Origin of the sequence: Streptomyces sp. NPDC002896 (assembly GCF_040295225.1) — a bacterium.
Taxonomy (GTDB): domain Bacteria; phylum Actinomycetota; class Actinomycetes; order Streptomycetales; family Streptomycetaceae; genus Streptomyces.
Genome location: NZ_JBEOVA010000002.1, coordinates 473,504 through 491,771 on the forward strand (window position 1 = coordinate 473,504; position 18,268 = coordinate 491,771).

16 protein-coding genes are annotated in these 18,268 nt (G+C 71.1%); 12 read left to right on the top strand and 4 right to left on the bottom strand.

The annotated features are described in order from the left end of the window. Positions 1–152: 152 nt before the first annotated feature. On the bottom strand, positions 153–965 hold the full coding sequence (locus ABT009_RS04395; RefSeq protein ID WP_351289383.1) for a helix-turn-helix transcriptional regulator: 813 nt from the start codon (positions 963–965) through the stop codon (positions 153–155). Between the two features lie 86 nt (positions 966–1,051). Between ABT009_RS04395 and ABT009_RS04400 the strand changes: the two genes are divergently transcribed. Continuing rightward, positions 1,052–1,768, top strand: a complete 717-nt coding sequence (locus ABT009_RS04400) for an SDR family oxidoreductase (protein ID WP_351289385.1) — start codon at positions 1,052–1,054, stop codon at positions 1,766–1,768. A gap of 226 nt (positions 1,769–1,994) precedes the next feature. Here the strand turns inward: ABT009_RS04400 and ABT009_RS04405 are convergent, their stop codons facing one another. Further along, the gene (locus ABT009_RS04405; protein WP_351289387.1) at positions 1,995–2,966 is read right to left on the bottom strand and encodes a zinc-binding dehydrogenase; all 972 of its coding nucleotides are present in this window, start codon (positions 2,964–2,966) and stop codon (positions 1,995–1,997) included. A gap of 471 nt (positions 2,967–3,437) precedes the next feature. On the opposite strand from ABT009_RS04405, the gene ABT009_RS04410 reads away from it, so the two are divergent. From ABT009_RS04410 to ABT009_RS04420, 3 genes are all read left to right on the top strand, one after another. Next, positions 3,438–5,162 (top strand): polysaccharide pyruvyl transferase family protein, encoded by a 1,725-nt coding sequence (locus ABT009_RS04410; protein WP_502989812.1) that lies wholly within the window; start codon positions 3,438–3,440, stop codon positions 5,160–5,162. Next, positions 5,140–6,588 carry an FAD-dependent oxidoreductase gene (locus ABT009_RS04415; RefSeq protein ID WP_351289389.1) on the top strand — a complete coding sequence of 483 codons (1,449 nt, stop codon included), beginning with the start codon at positions 5,140–5,142 and terminating at the stop codon, positions 6,586–6,588. Before ABT009_RS04410 ends, ABT009_RS04415 begins: the two co-directional genes overlap by 23 nt. Positions 6,589–6,757: 169 nt before the next feature. Next, a complete protein-coding gene (locus tag ABT009_RS04420) occupies positions 6,758–6,985 on the top strand; it encodes a GH32 C-terminal domain-containing protein (RefSeq protein WP_351289391.1) in 228 nt (75 codons plus the stop codon). A 55-nt stretch (positions 6,986–7,040) separates the two neighbouring features. Here the strand turns inward: ABT009_RS04420 and ABT009_RS04425 are convergent, their stop codons facing one another. Further along, positions 7,041–7,526: a MarR family winged helix-turn-helix transcriptional regulator gene (locus ABT009_RS04425; RefSeq protein ID WP_351289393.1), complete on the bottom strand. Its 486-nt coding sequence runs from the start codon at positions 7,524–7,526 to the stop codon at positions 7,041–7,043. Positions 7,527–7,715: 189 nt separating this feature from the next. Here ABT009_RS04425 and ABT009_RS04430 point away from each other — a divergent pair, with 189 nt between their 5' ends. From ABT009_RS04430 to ABT009_RS04455, 6 genes are all read left to right on the top strand, one after another. Next, positions 7,716–8,594 carry an LLM class flavin-dependent oxidoreductase gene (locus tag ABT009_RS04430; protein WP_351289548.1) on the top strand — a complete coding sequence of 293 codons (879 nt, stop codon included), beginning with the start codon at positions 7,716–7,718 and terminating at the stop codon, positions 8,592–8,594. 203 nt (positions 8,595–8,797) lie between these two features. Next, positions 8,798–9,535, top strand: a complete 738-nt coding sequence (locus tag ABT009_RS04435) for a hypothetical protein (RefSeq protein WP_351289395.1) — start codon at positions 8,798–8,800, stop codon at positions 9,533–9,535. Positions 9,536–9,644: 109 nt separating this feature from the next. Next, on the top strand, positions 9,645–10,124 hold the full coding sequence (locus ABT009_RS04440; RefSeq protein WP_351289550.1) for a GNAT family N-acetyltransferase: 480 nt from the start codon (positions 9,645–9,647) through the stop codon (positions 10,122–10,124). A 95-nt stretch (positions 10,125–10,219) separates the two neighbouring features. Beyond that, positions 10,220–11,725, top strand: a complete 1,506-nt coding sequence (locus tag ABT009_RS04445) for an ABC transporter substrate-binding protein (protein ID WP_351289397.1) — start codon at positions 10,220–10,222, stop codon at positions 11,723–11,725. Between the two features lie 68 nt (positions 11,726–11,793). Next, positions 11,794–13,632 carry an ABC transporter permease subunit gene (locus ABT009_RS04450; RefSeq protein WP_351289552.1) on the top strand — a complete coding sequence of 613 codons (1,839 nt, stop codon included), beginning with the start codon at positions 11,794–11,796 and terminating at the stop codon, positions 13,630–13,632. A gap of 372 nt (positions 13,633–14,004) precedes the next feature. Next, positions 14,005–14,991, top strand: a complete 987-nt coding sequence (locus ABT009_RS04455; protein ID WP_351289399.1) for a phosphotransferase family protein — start codon at positions 14,005–14,007, stop codon at positions 14,989–14,991. A gap of 43 nt (positions 14,992–15,034) precedes the next feature. On the opposite strand, the gene ABT009_RS04460 is transcribed toward ABT009_RS04455, so the two are convergent. Continuing rightward, positions 15,035–15,586 (bottom strand): hypothetical protein, encoded by a 552-nt coding sequence (locus ABT009_RS04460; RefSeq protein ID WP_351289401.1) that lies wholly within the window; start codon positions 15,584–15,586, stop codon positions 15,035–15,037. A gap of 86 nt (positions 15,587–15,672) precedes the next feature. Here ABT009_RS04460 and ABT009_RS04465 point away from each other — a divergent pair, with 86 nt between their 5' ends. Together ABT009_RS04465 and ABT009_RS04470 are read left to right on the top strand one after the other, a co-directional pair. Continuing rightward, entirely contained in the window at positions 15,673–16,059 is a 387-nt protein-coding gene (locus ABT009_RS04465; RefSeq protein ID WP_351289403.1) for an FAD binding domain-containing protein, read from the top strand. Continuing rightward, positions 16,056–18,266 carry a xanthine dehydrogenase family protein molybdopterin-binding subunit gene (locus ABT009_RS04470; RefSeq protein WP_351289405.1) on the top strand — a complete coding sequence of 737 codons (2,211 nt, stop codon included), beginning with the start codon at positions 16,056–16,058 and terminating at the stop codon, positions 18,264–18,266. The genes ABT009_RS04465 and ABT009_RS04470 overlap by 4 nt, the downstream gene beginning before the upstream one ends. The last annotated feature ends 2 nt before the right edge of the window (positions 18,267–18,268 follow it).

Sequence of the window (18,268 nt, forward strand, 5' to 3'; positions counted from 1 at the left end):
TTGCCCGTCCCATCATGTGACTGCCTTATGTCGGGGTCGTTCCTCCCGTGCGGGCGGACTGCACGCAGTTCCAGGCGGTGCTGAGAGAAGTGCCGCGTCCCGCGGATCGGGCCGGGCGGCCTCGCAACCAGCCGGACAGCCTCGCGGCCACGTCAGGCTGCCCGTGCGGCGAGCCCCCGCAGGATCCGCGCCGAAGGGGTTCCGGGATCCGCCGTGATCAGGACGACTTCCTGGTCGTCCTCGGGCACGAGCAGTACATCGCAGTTCAGCCGCAGTCTGCCCGCCACCGGGTGGTCGAGGGTCTTGATGCGGTGCCCGGGAGCATGGACCGGACGCGTCTCCCAGATCTGCCGGAACTCCTCGCTGCCGGCGCGCAGTTCGGCCAGCAGGGCGGCGAGCTGCGCGTCGTGCGGGTAGCGGTCGGCGGCCCGGCGCAGCCGCGCCACCACGATGTGCCCGAATTCCTCGGCGCCGGCGCTCTCGTACATGCGTCCCTGGCCGAGAAAGCGGCGTCGGGCGAGGTTCGTCGTCCGGCGTCCGAGATCACCGCCCAGCAGAGCCTGCGCCAGGGGGTTCCAGGCGACGACGCCGTAGGACGCGTCGGTGACGATCGCGCCGGTCTCCGGCAGCCGCTGCAGCATCCGGGTCACCTGCGGGCGCACCCTCCGCACGGCGTTGGTGCCGGGCGGCGCGCTCGATCCCGCCAGGCGGAACAAGTGGCTGCGTTCGACTGGGGTGAGCCGCAGGGCCCCGACGAGCGCGTCCAGGATCCGGGCCGAAGGCCGCGGTCCGCGAGCCTGTTCCAGCCGGGTGTAGTAGTCGACCGACATGTGGGCCAGTTCCGCCACCTCTTCGCGGCGTAGGCCCGGTGTACGGCGAGGGGTGTTGGTCGGCAGACCGACCTCATGCGGATGCAATCCCGCCCGGTGCTCCCGTAGGAAGCGGGCCAGCTCCTGCCGCGGCATGCTGCCTCCTCCCGCTTTGCCTGTCCCACTGCCTGGTACAGGTTGTCCCTGGCAGGGGCACCCTGGGCCAGGGGACCGTAGCTGTCATGAACGATCGCACAGCTTTGGTCACCGGTGCCAACAAGGGCATCGGCAAGCACATCGCCAACCAGCTCGCCGCAGAGGGCTTCACCGTGTACGTGGCCTCCCGCGACGCCGGGCGCGGGCAGCGGGCCGTCAAGGAGATCGGCGGCGACGCCCGCCTGCTGGTCCTCGACCTGACGGACCCCGACAGCATCATCAAGGCCGCGGCCTTGGTGGACCGCCTGGACGTCCTGGTCAACAACGCGGGTATCTCCCCGTCCTCCACGCCGCCGACCGAGGCCGGCGTCGAGGACTTCCGGCGCACGTACGAGACCAATGTGTTCGCGGTTGTCGCGGTCACCAACGCCTTTCTGCCCGTCCTGCGCCGATCTCCGCACCCCCGCATCGTCAACATCTCCAGCGGCACCGGATCGCTGACCTGGAGCACGAACCCCAACCCTCAGTTCTCCCCCGGAAGCGGTGGCGCCGCCGCCTACCGATCGTCGAAGGCCGCACTCAACGCCCTGACCGTCTTCTACGCCCAGACGTTGGCCGATGAGGGCTTCAAGGTCAACGCCCTCGCCCCCGGCCTGCGAGCCACCGACCTCAACCCCCGGGCGGCCGCCGCCGGCGGGGACCCGGCCGAGGCCGCCCGGGGAGCTGTCCGACTGGCCCTCTTGCCGGACGAAGGCCCCACCGGTGCGTTCTTCTCCTGGGACGGAACGCCCGTGCCGTGGTGAGCGCGCAGACGTCGGGGACAGGTCAGCCGCCACCGGGCACATGGCCGACGCGTCGCACGACCATCTGGCTGTCGCCGCCACAGCAGTGCCGCGGTTTCGTCGGGATCACCGGACGGTGGCTGGTCCAGCCGTCGACACGAAGGCCGGCTGCGTGATCCGTCCAGCCGTCGACACGAAGGCCTGCTACGCGATCCGAAAGAAAGACCTGGGCCTCCGCCAGGGCCGGTTACGGGATGAGCAGGGCCTTGCCCGGGACCGAGCGGGCCTCGATCGCGCGGTGGGCGTCGGCAGCCCGGGACAGGGGGAACTCCTGTGCGATCACCGGGTGCAGTCGCCCCGCTGCCGCCTCCGCGAGTGCCTTCGTGGCCAGCCGTACGATCTCCGGCGTCTCGAACTGCACGTCTGCGATGCCCCGCAGGGCGATGCCGCGCCTCCCTGCGCTCTCCTGGTCGAGTTCGGCGAAGCCGCCGCTCGGCGCGCCGTGGGCGGATACGCGCCCGCCGTCCGCCACCAACTCGAAGGCCCGCGTGCCGAGTTCGCCGCCGACCCCGTCCAGCAGCACGTCCACGGGCAGTCCGCCAAAGACGTTCCGTACCTGCTGCGTCCAGTCGTCCTCCGTGTAGTCGACGACGGCGTCGGCGCCCAACCGCCTGACCAGCGCCAGCTTCTGCGGTCCTCGCGCGGCCCCGACGACCTGAGCGCCGACCGCGTGCGCGAGCTGGACCAGCAGCGTGCCCATGCCGCCCGCGGCCCCCAGAATCAGCACCCGCTCGCCCGGCTTGATCGCGATGCCTTCCGTGATGCCGATGCCGGTCACGCCGTCGTGCGCGAGGGCGGCCGCCTCCCGGGACCCGAGGCCCTCCGGTACGGGCACCAGCCGGTCGACGCCGGTACGGACGAGCTCGGCGTACGCACCCTTCGTGCCGGCCCCGGCGACGACCCGACGGCCGATCCACGACGGGTCGACGCTCGGGCCGACCGAGACGACGGTCCCTGCGGCCGCGCCGCCCGGCACATAGGGCGGGGTGATGCCGAACGCCTCGCCCCAGTGTCCGCGGCGGATCTGCGTCTCGACGTTGATGGTGTCGACGGCCTCAGCGCGTACGACGACCTCTCCCTCCCCGGGCACCGGGTCCGGCACCTCCACCGGTACCAGGACCTCGGGGCCTCCGTATTCGGCCACTCGTATCGCACGCATGCGGTTCACGCCCCTCGTCTCGGCCGTGCCGGCGGCACGGCCGCTCGGTCAGGGTGCCAGTCTCAAACCTCGACCCAACTTGAGGTCAAGGCGTGGTGTGGGGGCCGTGTGCGCCGCTGAGGGGCCCGGCCGCCGGGCGTGCGCCATGGACGGACCGGCCGTCGGACGGTTCATCCCTTCCCACCCTGTTTCCGAGTGCGTCGACGGGGCAGCCGTCGGGTGTCGGTCCGTAGCTGAGGATCACGATGAGGGCGCAGTGGGCCCGCTCCTCCTCACGCTGCGGACCCGCTCTCCCCGAGCAGCGGGCCACTGTGCAGGCCGCTGCCCCTCCAGCCATCCATCGCCGCAGGACGATGCCCGCGCAGAGCAGCCCAGCAGCTCAGCAGCTGAAACCGACCAGCTGACCAGCAAGGCAGGAGGCGTCAGGGAGCCGTCCACCCACCACCACAGAGCCACGTGTCGGAGGTACGGATGACCGGGAACCAGGGCACAGGGGCAGCCGGCGCACGGGCACCCGCCATCGGGGTGCTCGGCTCGTACGGCGGCATCAACATCGGCGACGAATCCATCCTGGCCTGCGTGCTCGGGTGCCTGCGCGCCTGCCGTCCGGACTCGCGGCTGGTCGTCTTCAGCCGGAACCCCGACCACACCAGGGCCCATCACACCTCCGCGGATGCCGTGACGTGCTGGGAGGGGATCAGCCAGCAGCAGATGCGTCAGTCGCTGTCCGGCCTGGACCTGCTGGTTCTCGGCGGCGGCGGTGTCCTGTACGACAGTGAGGCCCGCCGCTATCTGCGGCTCGTGAGCGCCGCGCAGGACCTGGGCGTACGCACCTTCGCCTACGCCGTCGGCGCCGGACCGCTGCGCGAGCCCGAAGACCGAAAGGCCGTACGCACCGCTCTGGCCCGGATGGACGACGTGGTGGTGCGTGACGACGAGTCCCGGCTGGTCCTGGAGGAGGCGGGTGTCCAGCGGGACATCGCGGTCACCGCGGACCCGGCGATGATGCTCGCGCCGGAAGAGTTCAGCGAGCGGATGCTGCGGTACGAGGGCATTCCGGACGGTGCCCGCCTGGTGGCGATGTCCGTACGGGAGCCGGGCCGGGCGGCCGAGCATCTGGACGTGAGCGACTATCACGCGCTGCTCGCCGATGTCGCCGACTTCCTGGTGCGCCGTCTGGAGGCGTACGTGGTCTTCATGCCGATGGAGCGGCAGGACGTACGCCATGCGCATGCGGTCCTTTCGCACATGACAGCGCCGGACCGGGGGCGCATCCTCCACGGCCAGTACAGTCCCGCGCAGTTTCTGGGGTTCATGCGGCACGTGGACCTGGCCGTAGGGATGCGGCTGCACTTCCTGATCTTCGCGGCGCTGTCCGGTGTGCCGTTTCTGCCGCTTCCGTACGCGGGGAAGGTCTTCGACTTCGCCCGCAGGCTGGGTGCTCCGGCGCTGGTCGGGGTGGCGAGGGAGCAAGCGGGCCTGCTGATCGCGGAGGTGGACCGGCTGTGGGACGAGTATCCGAAACAGCGTGACCATGTCCGAGCGCGGGTCGCGGAGCTGCGCGAGCTGTCCAGGGTGACGTGCGGCCGCTGCGCGGCACTGCTGGCGGACATCGACGCGGCCGGGTCATGGCCTTTGCCCGGGCCTGACGAGGGGCCGTCGGCAGGTCTGGCCGAGCGTCCGCTGGCGGGTTTTGGCGAGCGGCCTCCGGCGGGTCTTGGCGAACGGTCGGTGGGAGGCTCGGGCGGACCATCGTCGGCCGCGGTGGGTGAGCGGTGGGTGGCCGGCCCGGGGCAGCAGTCGTCGGCCGCGCTGGGTGAGCGGCCGGTGGTCGGTGTCGGTTCGGGCGGACGCCCGGTGGAGAGCCTGGGGGAGCGGTCGGCGATGGGTTCGGGTGAGCGGTCTCTGGCCGACCCAGGTCAGCGGTCCGTAGTCGCCTCGGGTGGGTGGCCACCGGTCGGCCCGGACGAGCCCGAGTTGAGCGCCGGGGCTCCCGCGCCGGTCGTGTCCGGTGCGGAGATGCGGGGGCCGGGCGTCGGCGCGGACATGTACAGGCCGGGCGACGGTGCGCCGGTCGCTCCAGTAACTCCGCTAACTCCGCCCCTGGCGGTGCCCCACGCGCCCATGTCCGACCCGGGCGCCGCCTCTCCGGCCCCGGCGGAAGGAGAGGCCGATGCCGGTCCTGAAGCCACCTGAGCGGCCGCGCACCGTCGTCCTGCCGCCGCGCGAGGCCACGCACGGGGGCACGGCCGACGTCCTCGTCGTCGGCGGCGGCCCGTCCGGCATCGGCGCGGCGCTCGCCGCCGCGGACGCCGGGGCCGACGTGATCCTCGTCGAGCGCTACGGCTTCCTCGGCGGCAACGCGACCGCGGCCCTCGTCATGCCGCTGATGTCGTTCCACAACGAGATGCAGCAGGCCGTAGAGGTAGAGAGGGACTCCACCCGCCTGCTGCCCACCGACCACGGCCGGGGAGATCCCGTGGTCGGCGGGGTCGTGTCGCTGCTCCTCGACCGGCTGACCGAGCGCGGCGGCGCCATCCCGCCGTCGCTCGAAACGGGCTACACCGTGCCGTTCGACCCCGAGATCTTCAAACTCGTCGCTCTGGACCTGCTGGACGAGGCGGGGGTGCGGCTGCTGCTCCATGCCTTCGCGTCCACCGTGCTGCCGCTGGCGGAGGGCCGCCGGGTCGTCTTCGAGACCAAGTCGGGTCCCATCGTGATCGACGCACAGGTGGTTGTGGACTGCACCGGCGACGGCGACATCGCGGCGGCCGCCGGCGCCCGGTACGAGATCGGACGGCCCGAGGACCACCTGGTGCAGCCGATGACGCTGATGTTCCGCGTCGTGGACTTCGTGCAGCCGGAGTTCGCCGCGTACGTACGCGAGCATCCCGACCAGTGGCGCGGCGTCCATGGCCTGTGGGACCTCGTCAAGGAGGCGACGGAGCACGGCGAACTGGTCTTGCCGCGTGAGGACATCCTCTTCTTCGCAACACCGCACCCCCACGAGGTCAGCGTCAACAGCACCCGCCTCACCCGGGCGTTCGGCACGAGCGTCTGGGATCTGACCCGCGCCGAGTACGTTGCGCGCCGCCAGATGGAGCAGATCGACCGCTTCCTGTGCACCCACGTACCGGGCTTCGAGCGCTCGTACATCGCGCAGAGCGGCACTCAGATCGGTGTACGCGAGAGCCGCCGCATCCGGGGCGACTACCAGCTCACCGGCCACGACATCCTCGCCGCCAAGCCCTTCCCGGACGCGATCGCCCACGGCGCCTACCCCGTCGACATCCACAATCCGCGGGGCACCGGCACCACGCTGCGGCGTGTGCCGCGCGGTCGCATGTACGACATACCGCTGCGCTGCCTGCTGCCCCACGACACCGACCGGATCCTGGTCGCCGGCCGCTGCATATCCGGTACGCATGTGGCCCACTCCTCGTACCGGGTGATGCCCATCGCCATGGCCACCGGACAGGCCGCCGGCGTGTGCGCGGCCCTCGCGGTGCGCATGAACCGCAGCCCACGCGACGTCCCCGCGGCGCTGGTGCAGCGTGAACTGGTCCAGCAGGGCGCCTACGTACGCGAGGGCATCCGGGAGGAGATCGGCTCATTGCTCTGAGGACGCCCACCTGGCTCGAGCGGCGCGCTCCGCCGAGAGCCACGAGGCAACGGCGGAACCGGCTCAGGACTCCACGACCGCCCCATGCAGCATCCGTGCCAGTTCGCCCGGCTGCGCGAACATCGGCCAGTGGCCGGTGTCCATCTCGACCAGCCGCGGAGAGGTGCCTTTGGGTGAGGACGGCCGGGTCGACCTGCGTGTCCTCGTCGACCACTCGGCACTGGAGATCTTCGCGAACGGGCGCCCGCTTGCCGCCCGCATCTACCCCACCCGCCCCGGCGACGCCGTCGGTGTCGGCATCGGAGCCGACGGTGACGTGACCGTGGAGCGGTTCGACGCCTGGAAGATGGCGTCGGTTCTCCCCAATGGGCCGGCCGCTCTGGCCGTGACCGCCTGACCCACGACCAGGGGAATTCGGGGCTATGTTCCAGGCTGACTGTCGAGTAGGTGTGTCAGGCCGATGCCTGCTCGTCACCAGAAATCTTCGGGGTGACGACCAGGGCCTGCAGGGAGCGGACCAAGCAGGCTGCGTCCGCGTCGGGGAGCGCCGCGAGGAACTGACGTTCCGTCTGCTCGCGTGCGCGCTCGGCTCGGTGCAGGCAGTCCTGGCCTGCCGGCGTCAGCCGTACCGTGTTCTTTCGCCGGTCCTGCGCACTGCGCCGGCGTTCGACGTGGCCCTTGCCCTCCAGCGCGTCAATGAGGGCCACCATCGTCGTGCGGTCGACGCCCAGCCTGCGGGCCGCCTCCAACTGGGACAACGGAACCTCCGTCGCCAGCACGGCCAGGACCGCCAGTTCGCGGCCGTCGATTTCGAACGGCGCCAGCGCGTGCGAAGACGCCTCCATCAGTTGCAGGTGCGCGTGCTTGAGCAGATAGCCCAATCGCGAAGCAAGGGGGTTGGAGGTTACGTCGCCCGTCATGTCGACATCGTATTCCAAGGACTGATAGTCAGCAGAGCTGACGATCAGCTAGGGTGACAGTGTTGCCGACCTTGGTGGCAGCACGTCGAGTCGAAGGGCGCGTGCACTATGAGTGGCCAGCACCAGCACCAGCACCAGCACCAGCACGAGGATGAGGACGAGGACGAGGACGAGGGCCGGGTGGCGTTCGGCATCAAGACCACGCCGATGCATGTCACTTACGACGAGATCCTGCGCGTGTGGCAGGAGGCCGACGCGCTGCCGCAGATCGCGGACGCATGGTTATGGGACCACCTGATGCCGATCGCAGGCCCACAGGACGGGCAGATCCTGGAAGGCTGGACGCTCCTGAGCGCCCTCGCGGCACAAACGCAACGACTGCGGCTGGGGCTCCTGGTCACCAGCAACCGGATCCGTCAGCCCGCCGTGCTGGGCAAGATCGCCACAACGGTTGACGTGATCTCTCAAGGCCGCCTCGTCATGGGCCTCGGTGTGGGAGGAACGCATCAGCCGCCCAACGCCGGGGGTATCGCAGGCGAGAACCCCGCCATCGCGGAGTACGAAGCCTACGGCCTCACCCTGGTATCACCGGCTGAGGGCGTCGCGCGCCTGGCCGAGACCATCACCATCCTCAAGCACATGTGGACGCAGGAGGTCTTCGACTTCCACGGGCGCTACTACACACTCAAGGGCAACCGCAACGAGCCCAAACCCGTTCAGCGACCCGGCCCACCACTGCTGGTCGGTGGCTGGGGAACCAGGACTCTGCGTCTGGTCGCCGAGCAGGCGGACATCTGGAACATCCCCGGCCCACCGCACAACACCCTCGACTACATCGCCGAACGCAGCCGCGTCCTCGACACCCACTGTGCGGCCATAGGACGGGACCCGAAGACGATTACCCGCTCCGTGCAGTACATCGTGTCCTACGACGACCCTGCCGGTGACCGTAAGGCAATCCTGGATCTCATAGCCGCCGGCCTGACGCACATCGTGCTCAGCCTGCGGAGGCCGCACCCTCCACAGATCGCGCAGTGGCTCGTCGACGAGATCATCACGCCCGTGCACGAAGCCCGACGCGGCTGAAGGCCGACGGTCGGCGGCCTCAATTCCTCCCGAGGCCCTCAGAACTCGGTAGCTCGTGCACCGCCCGGACGATATCGTCCGCCCGTGCGCTGATTCTCCGAGCGGTGGCCGAGTGCCGCCGCGGACGTGCGGGCGGCTCCGTCAAACGGGGCCGCCCGGCAGGCATACCCCATCGCCTTCCTCGTCCCACCGGAGAATTTCCGATGACTGCTCAGCGGCCCCTCACCTACGACCGGTTTGTCGAAATCGCCACCGCCGACGCCGCCGTCGTCGGTCTCGTCCTCAAAGGTTCCCAAGCCCACGAGGGCATGACCACGGACCACTCCGACCATGACCTGTATGTAGTCCTGGCCGACGGCGCCACGACGAATCTGACTCAATACGCCGGCCACCGCACGGCCGAACTCGACCTGGTCATCGTCACGCTCTCTGAATTCCGGGCAGCCGGAATGCCCGGCTTCGAGCGCTACGCACTCGCCCGTGCCCGGTTCGTGCTGGACCGTCTCGGCGGAGAAATCGCTGAGGTCCTGGCCGCGAAGGCGCGGCTCGACGCCGACGAAGCATTCCGCGACGCCGATGAGTGGCTCGATGCCTACGCCAACTCTCTGTACCGCTCCCTCAAGAACGACCGCGACGGACAGCCACTCGCCGCCCGACTCGACGCCGCCGACAGCATCCGTTTTCTGTTCGAGCTGCTCTTCGCGCTCGACCGTCGCCCCCGCCCCTACAACAAGTACCTGGAGTGGGAGCTCGCCCGGTACCCACTGCGGGGCTGGGACACCGGCCTGCTGCTGGAGGCCGTGGACCGGATCTCGGGAACGGGCGACCCAATCCTCCAGCGGAACCTCTTCGCCCGTGTCGAGGCAGCGGCCCGTGGCGCCGGGCACGGCGCGGTGCTGGACGCATGGGGCGAGGACCTGAAGCTGATGCGGCCGCAGTAGCGAGGCCAGCCGCTGATGAGGCGCGGCCCTTAATGCATATGATGTGCAGGTGCCTGTGATCCGCATTAGAACCGCGACCCCTGACGACCTCGACGGCGCGCGTGCCGTGATGCTCGACACCGTCTACCGCGAGTTCGGTACGGGATACGTGCCCCGCTGGCACCGCGACATCATCGAGCTGCAGAGCGCCTATCTCGCGCCTGCGCGGCACACCCTGCTCGTCGCGGTCGACGAGCAGGACGGCGCGGTCGTCGCGACGGCTGCGCTGGACTCCCGAGGGCCGGCCCACCCGCCGAACCCCCGGTGGCTGGCCGAGCGTTACCCGTCGGGGGAGACCGCTCAACTGCGGCGGGTGTACGTACGCCCCGAGCACCGGCGACGCGGGCTTGCCCGCCAACTGGTCGGTGAGCTGATGGACTTCGCGGCCGCGGACGGTGGCTACCGCGCTGTGTATCTGCACACGGATCCGGCTGTGCCCGGCGCCGAGGCCTTCTGGCGATCGCTCGGCAAGGTGGTGTGCGACGAGCGGGAGGAGCAGCCCGGCCGCGGGAACGGGGTCGTCCACTCCGAGGTCCCTCTCGCTGGTTGAAACCGAGCAACCGCCCAGCGCTCCCAAGCTGTTCGCGCGTCAGCTGCCCCGCCCCCTGACGCGACCCCCACCACCCCCTGCGAAGAACGAGGACCATGCGCTCTGTCCGCCGTCGGCTCGTCGCCGGCCTGCTGCTCTCGCCCCTTCTCTCCGGCTGCTTCGCTTCAGGCGGGGACGCCTCGTCAGCCGATTCCGATGCCGATTCCGCCGACGGCACGCGGATGCGCGTGGCGCTCGCCTTCCCGCCCGCCGAGAGCTTCTCCCCGTATGGCGCCGACGCCACCCTCCTCAGCCGACTCGGCGTCACAGAGGGCCTGACCAAGCTCGACGCCAACGGCAGCGCGGCGCCCGCACTCGCCGAGTCGTGGAAGCGGGAGAACGCCCGCAGTTGGCTGTTCACCGTGCGCGAGGCCGCGTTCCAGGACGGCACCCACGTAACGCCCTCCACCGTCGCCGCCTCCCTCACCCATGCCACTCGGGCGAAGCCCGCGCCCGCCGCGCTGGCCGGTGTCACGCTCACAGCCAAGGCCGCGGGCGGCCGGCAGGTGCGGGTCACCACCGCGGAGCCCGACCCGGTCCTGCCGCTACGCCTGTCCAGCCCCGGACTGGCGGTGCTGTCGAAGAAGGCGTACGAGACGAAGGGCGCCGCCGACCCGGTCGGCACAGCCACCGGACCCTTCGAACTCACCGAGGTCGACGGCACCACCGGGGCCACCCTCGACCGCTTCGACGACTACTGGGGTGGCCGCGCCCAATCCGCCGGCATCGACGCGAAGTTCATAGCCGACGGCACCGCCCGTACGAACGCGCTCCGCACCGGCGAGGCGGACATCGTCGAGGCGGTCCCGGTCTCGCAGGCCGCGTCCCTCGACGAGGGCACCGGCCGCGAGACGGCCACGACGCGGACCACGAGTCTGCTCCTCAACACCGAATCCGGCCCGTTCTCCGACGGGAAACTGCGGGCCGCCGCGCGCGAGGCGGTCGACACCTCCGCGCTCGCCAAGGGCGTGTACGAGGGACACGCCGACCCCGGCGAAGGCATCTTCGGACCGGCCCTGACCTGGGCGGACGGCAAGCGTGTCACGCCGTCCGTACGCGCGCGGCCCACGGACCCCGACGGCACCTCGATCACCCTGGCCACGTACGACAACCGGCCCGAGCTGCCCGAGGTCGCCCAAGTGCTCAAGCAGCAGCTGGAGAAGGCGGGCTTCTCGGTGAAGCTGGAGGTCCGCGAGTACTCGCGCCTGGAAAGCGACGTGTTGGCCGGGAAGTTCGACGCGTTCGTCTCCGCCCGCAACAGCATGCTCGACACCGGCGATCCCGTCTCGATCCTCGCCGCCGACTACTCCTGCGACGGCAGCTACAACCTCGCGCTGCTGTGCGACGAGAAGGCCGACCAGGCCGTCGCCCGGGCCGAGAGTGTCGCCGACACCGCGAAACGCCAGGACGCGACGATGGCGGCCGAGGCCGCGATTCTCCGTACCGACGCGGTCGTTCCGCTCGTCCACCAGCGCATCATCACCGGCGTCGCCGCCAACGTGCAGGGCGTGCTTCTCGACCCGTACGAGCGCACCCTCGTCGGCACCGGAACGCGGCGGTGACCGGCGCACGCGACGAAACCACGGGCATACGGAAGGCCCTGCGGGTGTTCGCCCGCAGTGGTGGGCCGGTGGTGATCTGGCGCGTCGCCCTCGTGGCTCTCGTGCTGTGCGGCATCGGTCTGCTGCCCTGGCTGACGCGTACCGACCCGGCGCTCACGGTGCTCAAGGCCCGGTCGGCGGATCGCGCCCCCACGCCGGAGGTGCTGACGGCCATCCGGAACGAACTCGGCCTCGACGCCGGGCCGTTGCGGCTGCTCGGACAGTGGCTCGGCGGACTGCTGCACGGCGACGCGGGTCGCTCGTGGATCTCCGGCGCAGAGGTGCTGCCCTCCGTCGTCCAGGCCATCGGCGCCTCGTTGTCGCTGATGGCCGCGGCACTGGCGGTCGCGGGCGCCACCGTCGGCGCGCTGTGCGCCCGCACCCTGTGGCTCGGCTCGCGGGGGCGGATCGCCGGGCGCCGACCCGGTGGGAGCGGAGCCGCTCTGCTGGCCGCGCTGCCGGAGTTCCTGACCGCGTCCGTGCTCGCCACGGTCGTCGGGGTCCAGCTCGGCTGGCTGCCCGCACTCGGCTGGTACGGGCCGCAGTGGATGGTCCTGCCCGCGCTCTCGCTCGGACTGCCCGCCGGGGCGGTGATCGGACGCATGCTCGACGCCCTGCTGCCGGGCGCTTTCGCCGAGCCGTGGGCCCTGGCCGCCGCCGCCCGCGGACTGCCCGGCCGGAGCATCGCGCGTCACGCGCTGCGCCGCTGTGTCCCCGCGCTCCTGCCGAACCTCGGGCTGTTCGTCGTCGGCCTGACCGGAGGCGCGGTCGCCGTGGAGCAGATCTTCGACATCCCCGGGCTCGGGCGGTCCACCCTGCAGGCGGCCGTCGCCCAGGACCTGCCCGTCCTCCAGGCCGGCACCCTGGCCCTCGTCGTGCTCGCCGCTGCCGCAGCCGGACTCGCCCGCCTCGCGGCGCGGCTCCTGATCGGCCCGGCGCTGCGGGACGGCGCACTCCAGTCGCTCCACCGCCCGTCACCGCCGGGGCGCCGGGTGCAGCCTCTGCTCTACGGCGCCGCTCTGCTCGCCGTCATCGCGGTCGGACTGCCCCGCGACCCGCTGGCCCTGGACACCATCGCGCGCCTCCAACCCCCGTCCCCGAAGCACCCGTTCGGCACGGACGCACTGGGCCGCGACGTACTGGCCCGTATCGCCCACGGCGCCCTCGACACCCTCATACTCGCCCTCGCGATCAGCTGCGCCGCCCTGCTCACCGGCGTACTCCTGGGTTTCCTGCCCCGCTTCTCCGGGCCGCTCGTCGACACCGTCAACGCGATTCCGCCCGTACTCGCCGCACTCCTCGTCACCGCAGTCGCGGGAAGCGGCTCCGCGACGCCCGCCCTGGCCGTTGCCGCCGTCGCCTGGGCGCCACTCGCCGCGCACACCTCCGCCCTGTTGCGACAGGAGCGCGCCACCACCCACCTGCTCGCGACCCGCGGCCTCGGCGCCCGCCCGCTGCACCTCCTGCGGTACGAGCTGCTGCCCGCCGTACTGCCGCCCGTCACCCGCCACGCCCTGCTCCGGCTTCCCGGAACCGCCCTGGCCCTCGCCGCCCTGGGCTTCCTCGGCCTGGGCGCCCAGCCGCCGTCCCCCGAGTGGGGCCTGCTCCTCGCCGAGAACCAGCCGTACGCCGAACGCGCGCCCTGGGCGGTCCTGGCCCCGGCCGCCGTCCTCGCCCTGCTGGGGGCCCTGGCGGTGACGGCGGCGGACGGTGTGCGGTGGCCGGGGCCCTTCCGGCGGGCGAGGCCGCGCCGGGACCGCTGCTCGGACATCGGCGCCGCGCCCAGGTCCCTCCCCGAGCCCGCACAGCCCCTCGCCGAAGCGACCCAGGCGCCCCGTGAGGAAGCCGTACGCGGGAACGCCTCATGACCGAACCGCCCTCCCGAGCCACCGCCCGCCCCAGGCCGAACACGGCCGACCGCGGCGACGCCCACCCCGAACGCACCGGTCGCGGGCCAGGCCGGTGCGTTGCGGCTGGTCTACCAGGCCCGGCTCCGCTCACGCTTCGGCCGCGCCTGGCGCCGCAAGGATCTCCGGCCTGATCGTGCTGGCAGGCAGTGCGGGCGCCGGATAGCTCCTCGACACCGGCCTGCCGCCCGCCCGCTGCGCCCTGGTTCGTACTCGCGGCCGTCGCCGTAGCGTCGATCGCACTGCTGCCGCGCAGGAGCGAGCAGAGCAAAGGTCCACAGCCCCGCTGAATAACAGTGCGCGCATCGGCACGGATTTCAGTACGTTCCTCGGATGCGTAGATTCGCCGAGACCGAGGACCTGCCAGCAGTGGTGCACGACGCGCTGGGGGCGGGATGCCGGATCACCGGGGTGGACCGGTTGCGCGGAGGAAGCAAGAAGGGGGTGTACCGGGTCCGCCTCGACGGGAGCGCGGAGGCGAGTGTGATCGTCTACCGGTGGGCGGAAGATGAGAACTTCTGGCCTGGCGCCGCCGTGCACGATCCGGCGAACCCGTTCTCGTCGGCCTCAGGCCTGGAGCACTTCCTCACCGCGCAGCGCAAGCTGGACGGCCTCGGGGCGCGGGTCCCCCGCGTACTGCTGGCAGATGACAGCAGACGGCGGTTCGCGGCGGACGTCGCCGTGGTCGAGGACATCGACGGTGGCACGCTGGAAGCACTGCTGGAAACCGACCCTGGTCGCGCGGCCGCCACCCTGGACGACCTGGCGCGGACACTCGATCTGATGGGTCGTCATCAAGCGCCGCATTACGGGAAGGTGGGCCTCCTGGAGAAGGGCGGCGTCGCCCGAGGAAGCTCCTGCGAGCAGCTGGTCCTCGACCGCGCGCTCCGGCATCTGGAAGAGGCGGCGGGCCGTGACACCAGGATCAAAGCGGCGCGTAACCGACTAGACGAGCGTCTGCGGGAGCTGGCGGCGCTGGTGACCCCGCGCAACGAATTCGGACTGATCCACGGTGAACTCGGCCCCGACCACGTCTTGGTGGACCCTGACGGGCGTGCCGTCCTCATCGACATCGAGGACCTGATGTACTTCGACGTCGAGTGGGAGCACGTGTTCCTCGACCTTCGTTTCAACGAGCGCTACGAGGCCCTCGCACGGCCCGGTCTCGACCCGCAGCGCCTCGGCCTCTACATGCTGGCCATGCGTCTCTCCCTGGTCGCCGGCCCTCTCTGCCTCCTGGACGGGGACTTCCCCGACCGAAAGGCCATGCGGGGGATCGCCGAACACAATCTCCGGGAGGCGCTGGCCCTGCTCCCATAGCTCCTGACGTGCGGGAGCGAGCGATCCGCCAGCCACGGTCCGGTCATGCGCTGCCGGCCCTTCCTGTTGTCCTTGGGCGTACGAGGCCGGCCAGTACGGCCATCGGCGGCAGGGCGACCAGCCCGGCGAAGACGGTCCCGGCCGTCGACAGATCACACACCAGGACGAGGGCGCCGACTCCGACGGCCGGGACGGCGAGCATCACGTAAACGATCGCGAAGAACGTCGAGAATGCTGCGCCGCGCCGCTCGGGGGACACCCCGGTGGCGATACCGGTGACTCCGGCGCCGACCGCGGTTCCGGTGGCCAGGCCGGTGAGGACGGCTGCGGCGAGCAACGGGGCGAGGAGAGTGGCGAGCATGGCGACTGCGAGGAGTGCCGCCGCGGCGATCAGGCCGGTGCACGCCCACGGAAGTGCGCTACGTGGGCTGAGAACGCGGACCAGGAGCTGACCCGATCCGGTACCGAGGAAGGCGAGGGCGACCACGACGCCGGCGACGGTGTGGTTGCGCACGTGCAGCTCGGCCGTGAGGAACAGCCCGGTCATGGAGGCCAGTACGCCGAGGACCGCGAAGCCGGAGCCCGCGGTGAGCACCGAGCGCAGGAAGGCTCCGCGGATCTCAGCGGGAACCCGCAGACGCTGGAAGGTGGTTCTACGTCCTGCCGGGCGAGCGGCCGGACGTGGAGAACGTACTCACGCATGGCGAGTTGATTACGCATGTCGATGTGCCGTTGCCGTCGGCGGGCCTGCGCGCCCGATACGTGAAGATCCGGGATCGGGCTTCGTACGAGTTCGCCCTGGTGTCCGCGGTGGCGGCGCTGCGCATCGAGGAGGGCGCGATCCGAGAGGCCCGTCTCGCGCTGGGCGGTGTGGGGACGGTTCCGTGGCGGGCCCGGGCAGTGGAAGACCTGCTGCGCGGGAGACAGGCGGACGAGGAGAACTTCCGGGCGGCTGCCGAAGTGCCGCTGCGGGACCCGTACACGGTTCCCGGCACCGAGTTCAAGGTGGAGCTGGCCCGGCGCGTCATCGTCCATGCACTTCGGAACGTCTCGGGAGCGCAGGCATGACCACCCCCTCGCCCAACAAGATCGTCGGCGAGCCCGTCGACCGCGTGGACGCGCAGCCCAAGGTCACCGGAGGCGCCCGCTATCCGTCGGACGTCGACTACCCGGACATGGCGCACGCCGTGCTCGTGCAGTCGACCATCGCCGCGGGCACGATCCGCGCCATCGACACGGCGGAGGCGCTCGCCGCACCCGGGGTCCTCGCGGTGATCACCCACGAGAACGCCCCCGAGCTCGTCTACGAGGTGATGACGCCGTTCGGTCCCTCTCCCCGGTTCCCGCTCAAGGACGACCGCATCGTCCACCACGGGCAGCACGTCGCCGTCGTGGTGGCGGAGACCCCTGAACAGGCCAGAGCGGCCTCCCGGCTCGTGCGGGTCGAGTACGACGAAACGGCGCCCGTACTGGACATCGACGACCCCATGGCGCAGGTTACGACGGACCCCTACAAGGCGGACGCCGAGCGCGGCGACGTGACCACGGCCCTGGCCTCGGCCGACGTCGCCTACGACGAGACCTTCCACACTGTGCCGGTCACCAACAGTCCGCTCGGGCTCTTCGCCGCGGTCGCCCGCTGGGACGGCGGCAGGTTGCTGATCCACAGTTCGACCCAATGGCCCGTGATGGAGCGTCATGTTCTCGCCGGTCTCTTCTCGATCGAGGAGTCGGCGGTTCAGGTTCTCGTCCCGTACCTGGGTGGCGGGTTCGGGGCGGGACTGCGTACCTGGCCGCACACGGTGCTCACCGCGCTCGCCGCGCGGATCCTGGACCGCCCGGTCAAGCTGGTCGTGCCGCGGCCCCAGATGTTCACGTCCGTCGGCCATCGGCCGCAGACGGTCCAGCGCCTGCGGATCGGCGCCACCTCCGACGGCCGTCTGGTGGCCATCGACCATGAGGGCACGTCGACTTCGGGAGCCGAAGAGCCCAACATCGAACCCATCACGGCGGTGACCCGCGAGGCATACGACTGTCCGAACCTCGCCACGCGCGACCGCCTCGTGGCCCTGAACATCCCCAACCCGGGGGCGATGCGCGCCCCCGGCCACGCGGAGGGCAACTTCGCGCTCGAGTCGGCGATGGACGAGCTGTCCCATCGGCTGGGAATCGATCCACTGGAACTGCGGCTGCGCAACTTCGCCGAAGTCAGCCCCGAGACAGGACTGCCCTGGTCGAGCAACGCTCTGCGCGAGTGCTACCGGGCGGGCGCCGAACGCTTCGGCTGGGACCACCGCAACCCCGAACCCGGATCCACGCGGGACGGCGAATGGCTGATCGGGCACGGCATGGCGGGCGCCACCTACAGCTGGTGGGCGGCGCACTGCCGGGCCACCCTGTCCCTCCGCCGGGACGGAACCGCCCACCTGCGCGCCGCGGCCACGGACATCGGCACGGGCACATACACGATCGCGGCACAGATAGTCGCCGAGCTGCTCGGCCTCGAGGTCGGCCAGGTGCACGTCGAGATCGGCGACAGCGGCCTGCCGCTCGCCCCGGCGTCGGGCGGCTCCGGCCTCGCGGTCGCGCTCGGCGGTGCCATCGAGGACGCCGCCGCCAACCTCGTACGGGCCTTCCTCGACCTCGTCCGCGACGACGACCGGTCGCCGCTCCGAGGAAGAAGCCCCGGCGCGGTCACCGCCACGAACGGGCGTCTGCAGCTGTCGGACGACCCCGGCGTCGGAGAGCCGTACACCGACATCCTCCAGCGGCACGGCATGGACGAGCTCGCCGCCGAGGGCGACAAGGACCCCACGCCGAAGGCCGAGGGCATGACCATGTCGCCCGCGGGGGCGTTCGCCGCCCAATTCGCCGAGGTCAGGGTCCATGAGGAACTCGGGATCCTGAAGGTCACACGGCTGGTGGCGGCGGTCGACGCGGGCCGGGTCCTCAACGAGAAGACCGCCCGCAGCCAGGTCGCCGGGGCCATGGTCATGGCCATCGGCATGACGCAGTTCGAGGAGACGGCGTTCGACCCGGCCACCGGCCGCGTCACCAACGCCACGTTCGGGGACTACCTGATCCCCGTCAACGCGGACATCCCCGACCTCGACGTCGTCTTCGTCGGCGAGCCCGACCGCTACAACCCCATCGGCGCCAAGGGCATCGGCGAGGTCGGCGTCACATGCGCTCCGGCGGCCATCGCCAACGCGGTGTACCACGCGACGGGCAGGCGCATCCGTTCCCTGCCGATCACCATCGAGAAGCTGCTGTAGGC

Excerpts from the sequence above, each read along its gene's own strand:
- ABT009_RS04395 (WP_351289383.1), bottom strand. The coding sequence starts at position 965 with ATGCCGCGGCAGGAGCTGGCCCGCTTCCTACGGGAGCACCGGGCGGGA.
- ABT009_RS04400 (WP_351289385.1), top strand. The coding sequence starts at position 1,052 with ATGAACGATCGCACAGCTTTGGTCACCGGTGCCAACAAGGGCATCGGC.
- ABT009_RS04405 (WP_351289387.1), bottom strand. The coding sequence starts at position 2,966 with ATGCGTGCGATACGAGTGGCCGAATACGGAGGCCCCGAGGTCCTGGTA.
- ABT009_RS04410 (WP_502989812.1), top strand. The coding sequence starts at position 3,438 with ATGACCGGGAACCAGGGCACAGGGGCAGCCGGCGCACGGGCACCCGCC.
- ABT009_RS04415 (WP_351289389.1), top strand. The coding sequence starts at position 5,140 with ATGCCGGTCCTGAAGCCACCTGAGCGGCCGCGCACCGTCGTCCTGCCG.
- ABT009_RS04430 (WP_351289548.1), top strand. The coding sequence starts at position 7,716 with ATGCATGTCACTTACGACGAGATCCTGCGCGTGTGGCAGGAGGCCGAC.
- ABT009_RS04435 (WP_351289395.1), top strand. The coding sequence starts at position 8,798 with ATGACTGCTCAGCGGCCCCTCACCTACGACCGGTTTGTCGAAATCGCC.
- ABT009_RS04440 (WP_351289550.1), top strand. The coding sequence starts at position 9,645 with ATGCTCGACACCGTCTACCGCGAGTTCGGTACGGGATACGTGCCCCGC.
- ABT009_RS04445 (WP_351289397.1), top strand. The coding sequence starts at position 10,220 with ATGCGCTCTGTCCGCCGTCGGCTCGTCGCCGGCCTGCTGCTCTCGCCC.
- ABT009_RS04455 (WP_351289399.1), top strand. The coding sequence starts at position 14,005 with ATGCGTAGATTCGCCGAGACCGAGGACCTGCCAGCAGTGGTGCACGAC.
- ABT009_RS04470 (WP_351289405.1), top strand. The coding sequence starts at position 16,056 with ATGACCACCCCCTCGCCCAACAAGATCGTCGGCGAGCCCGTCGACCGC.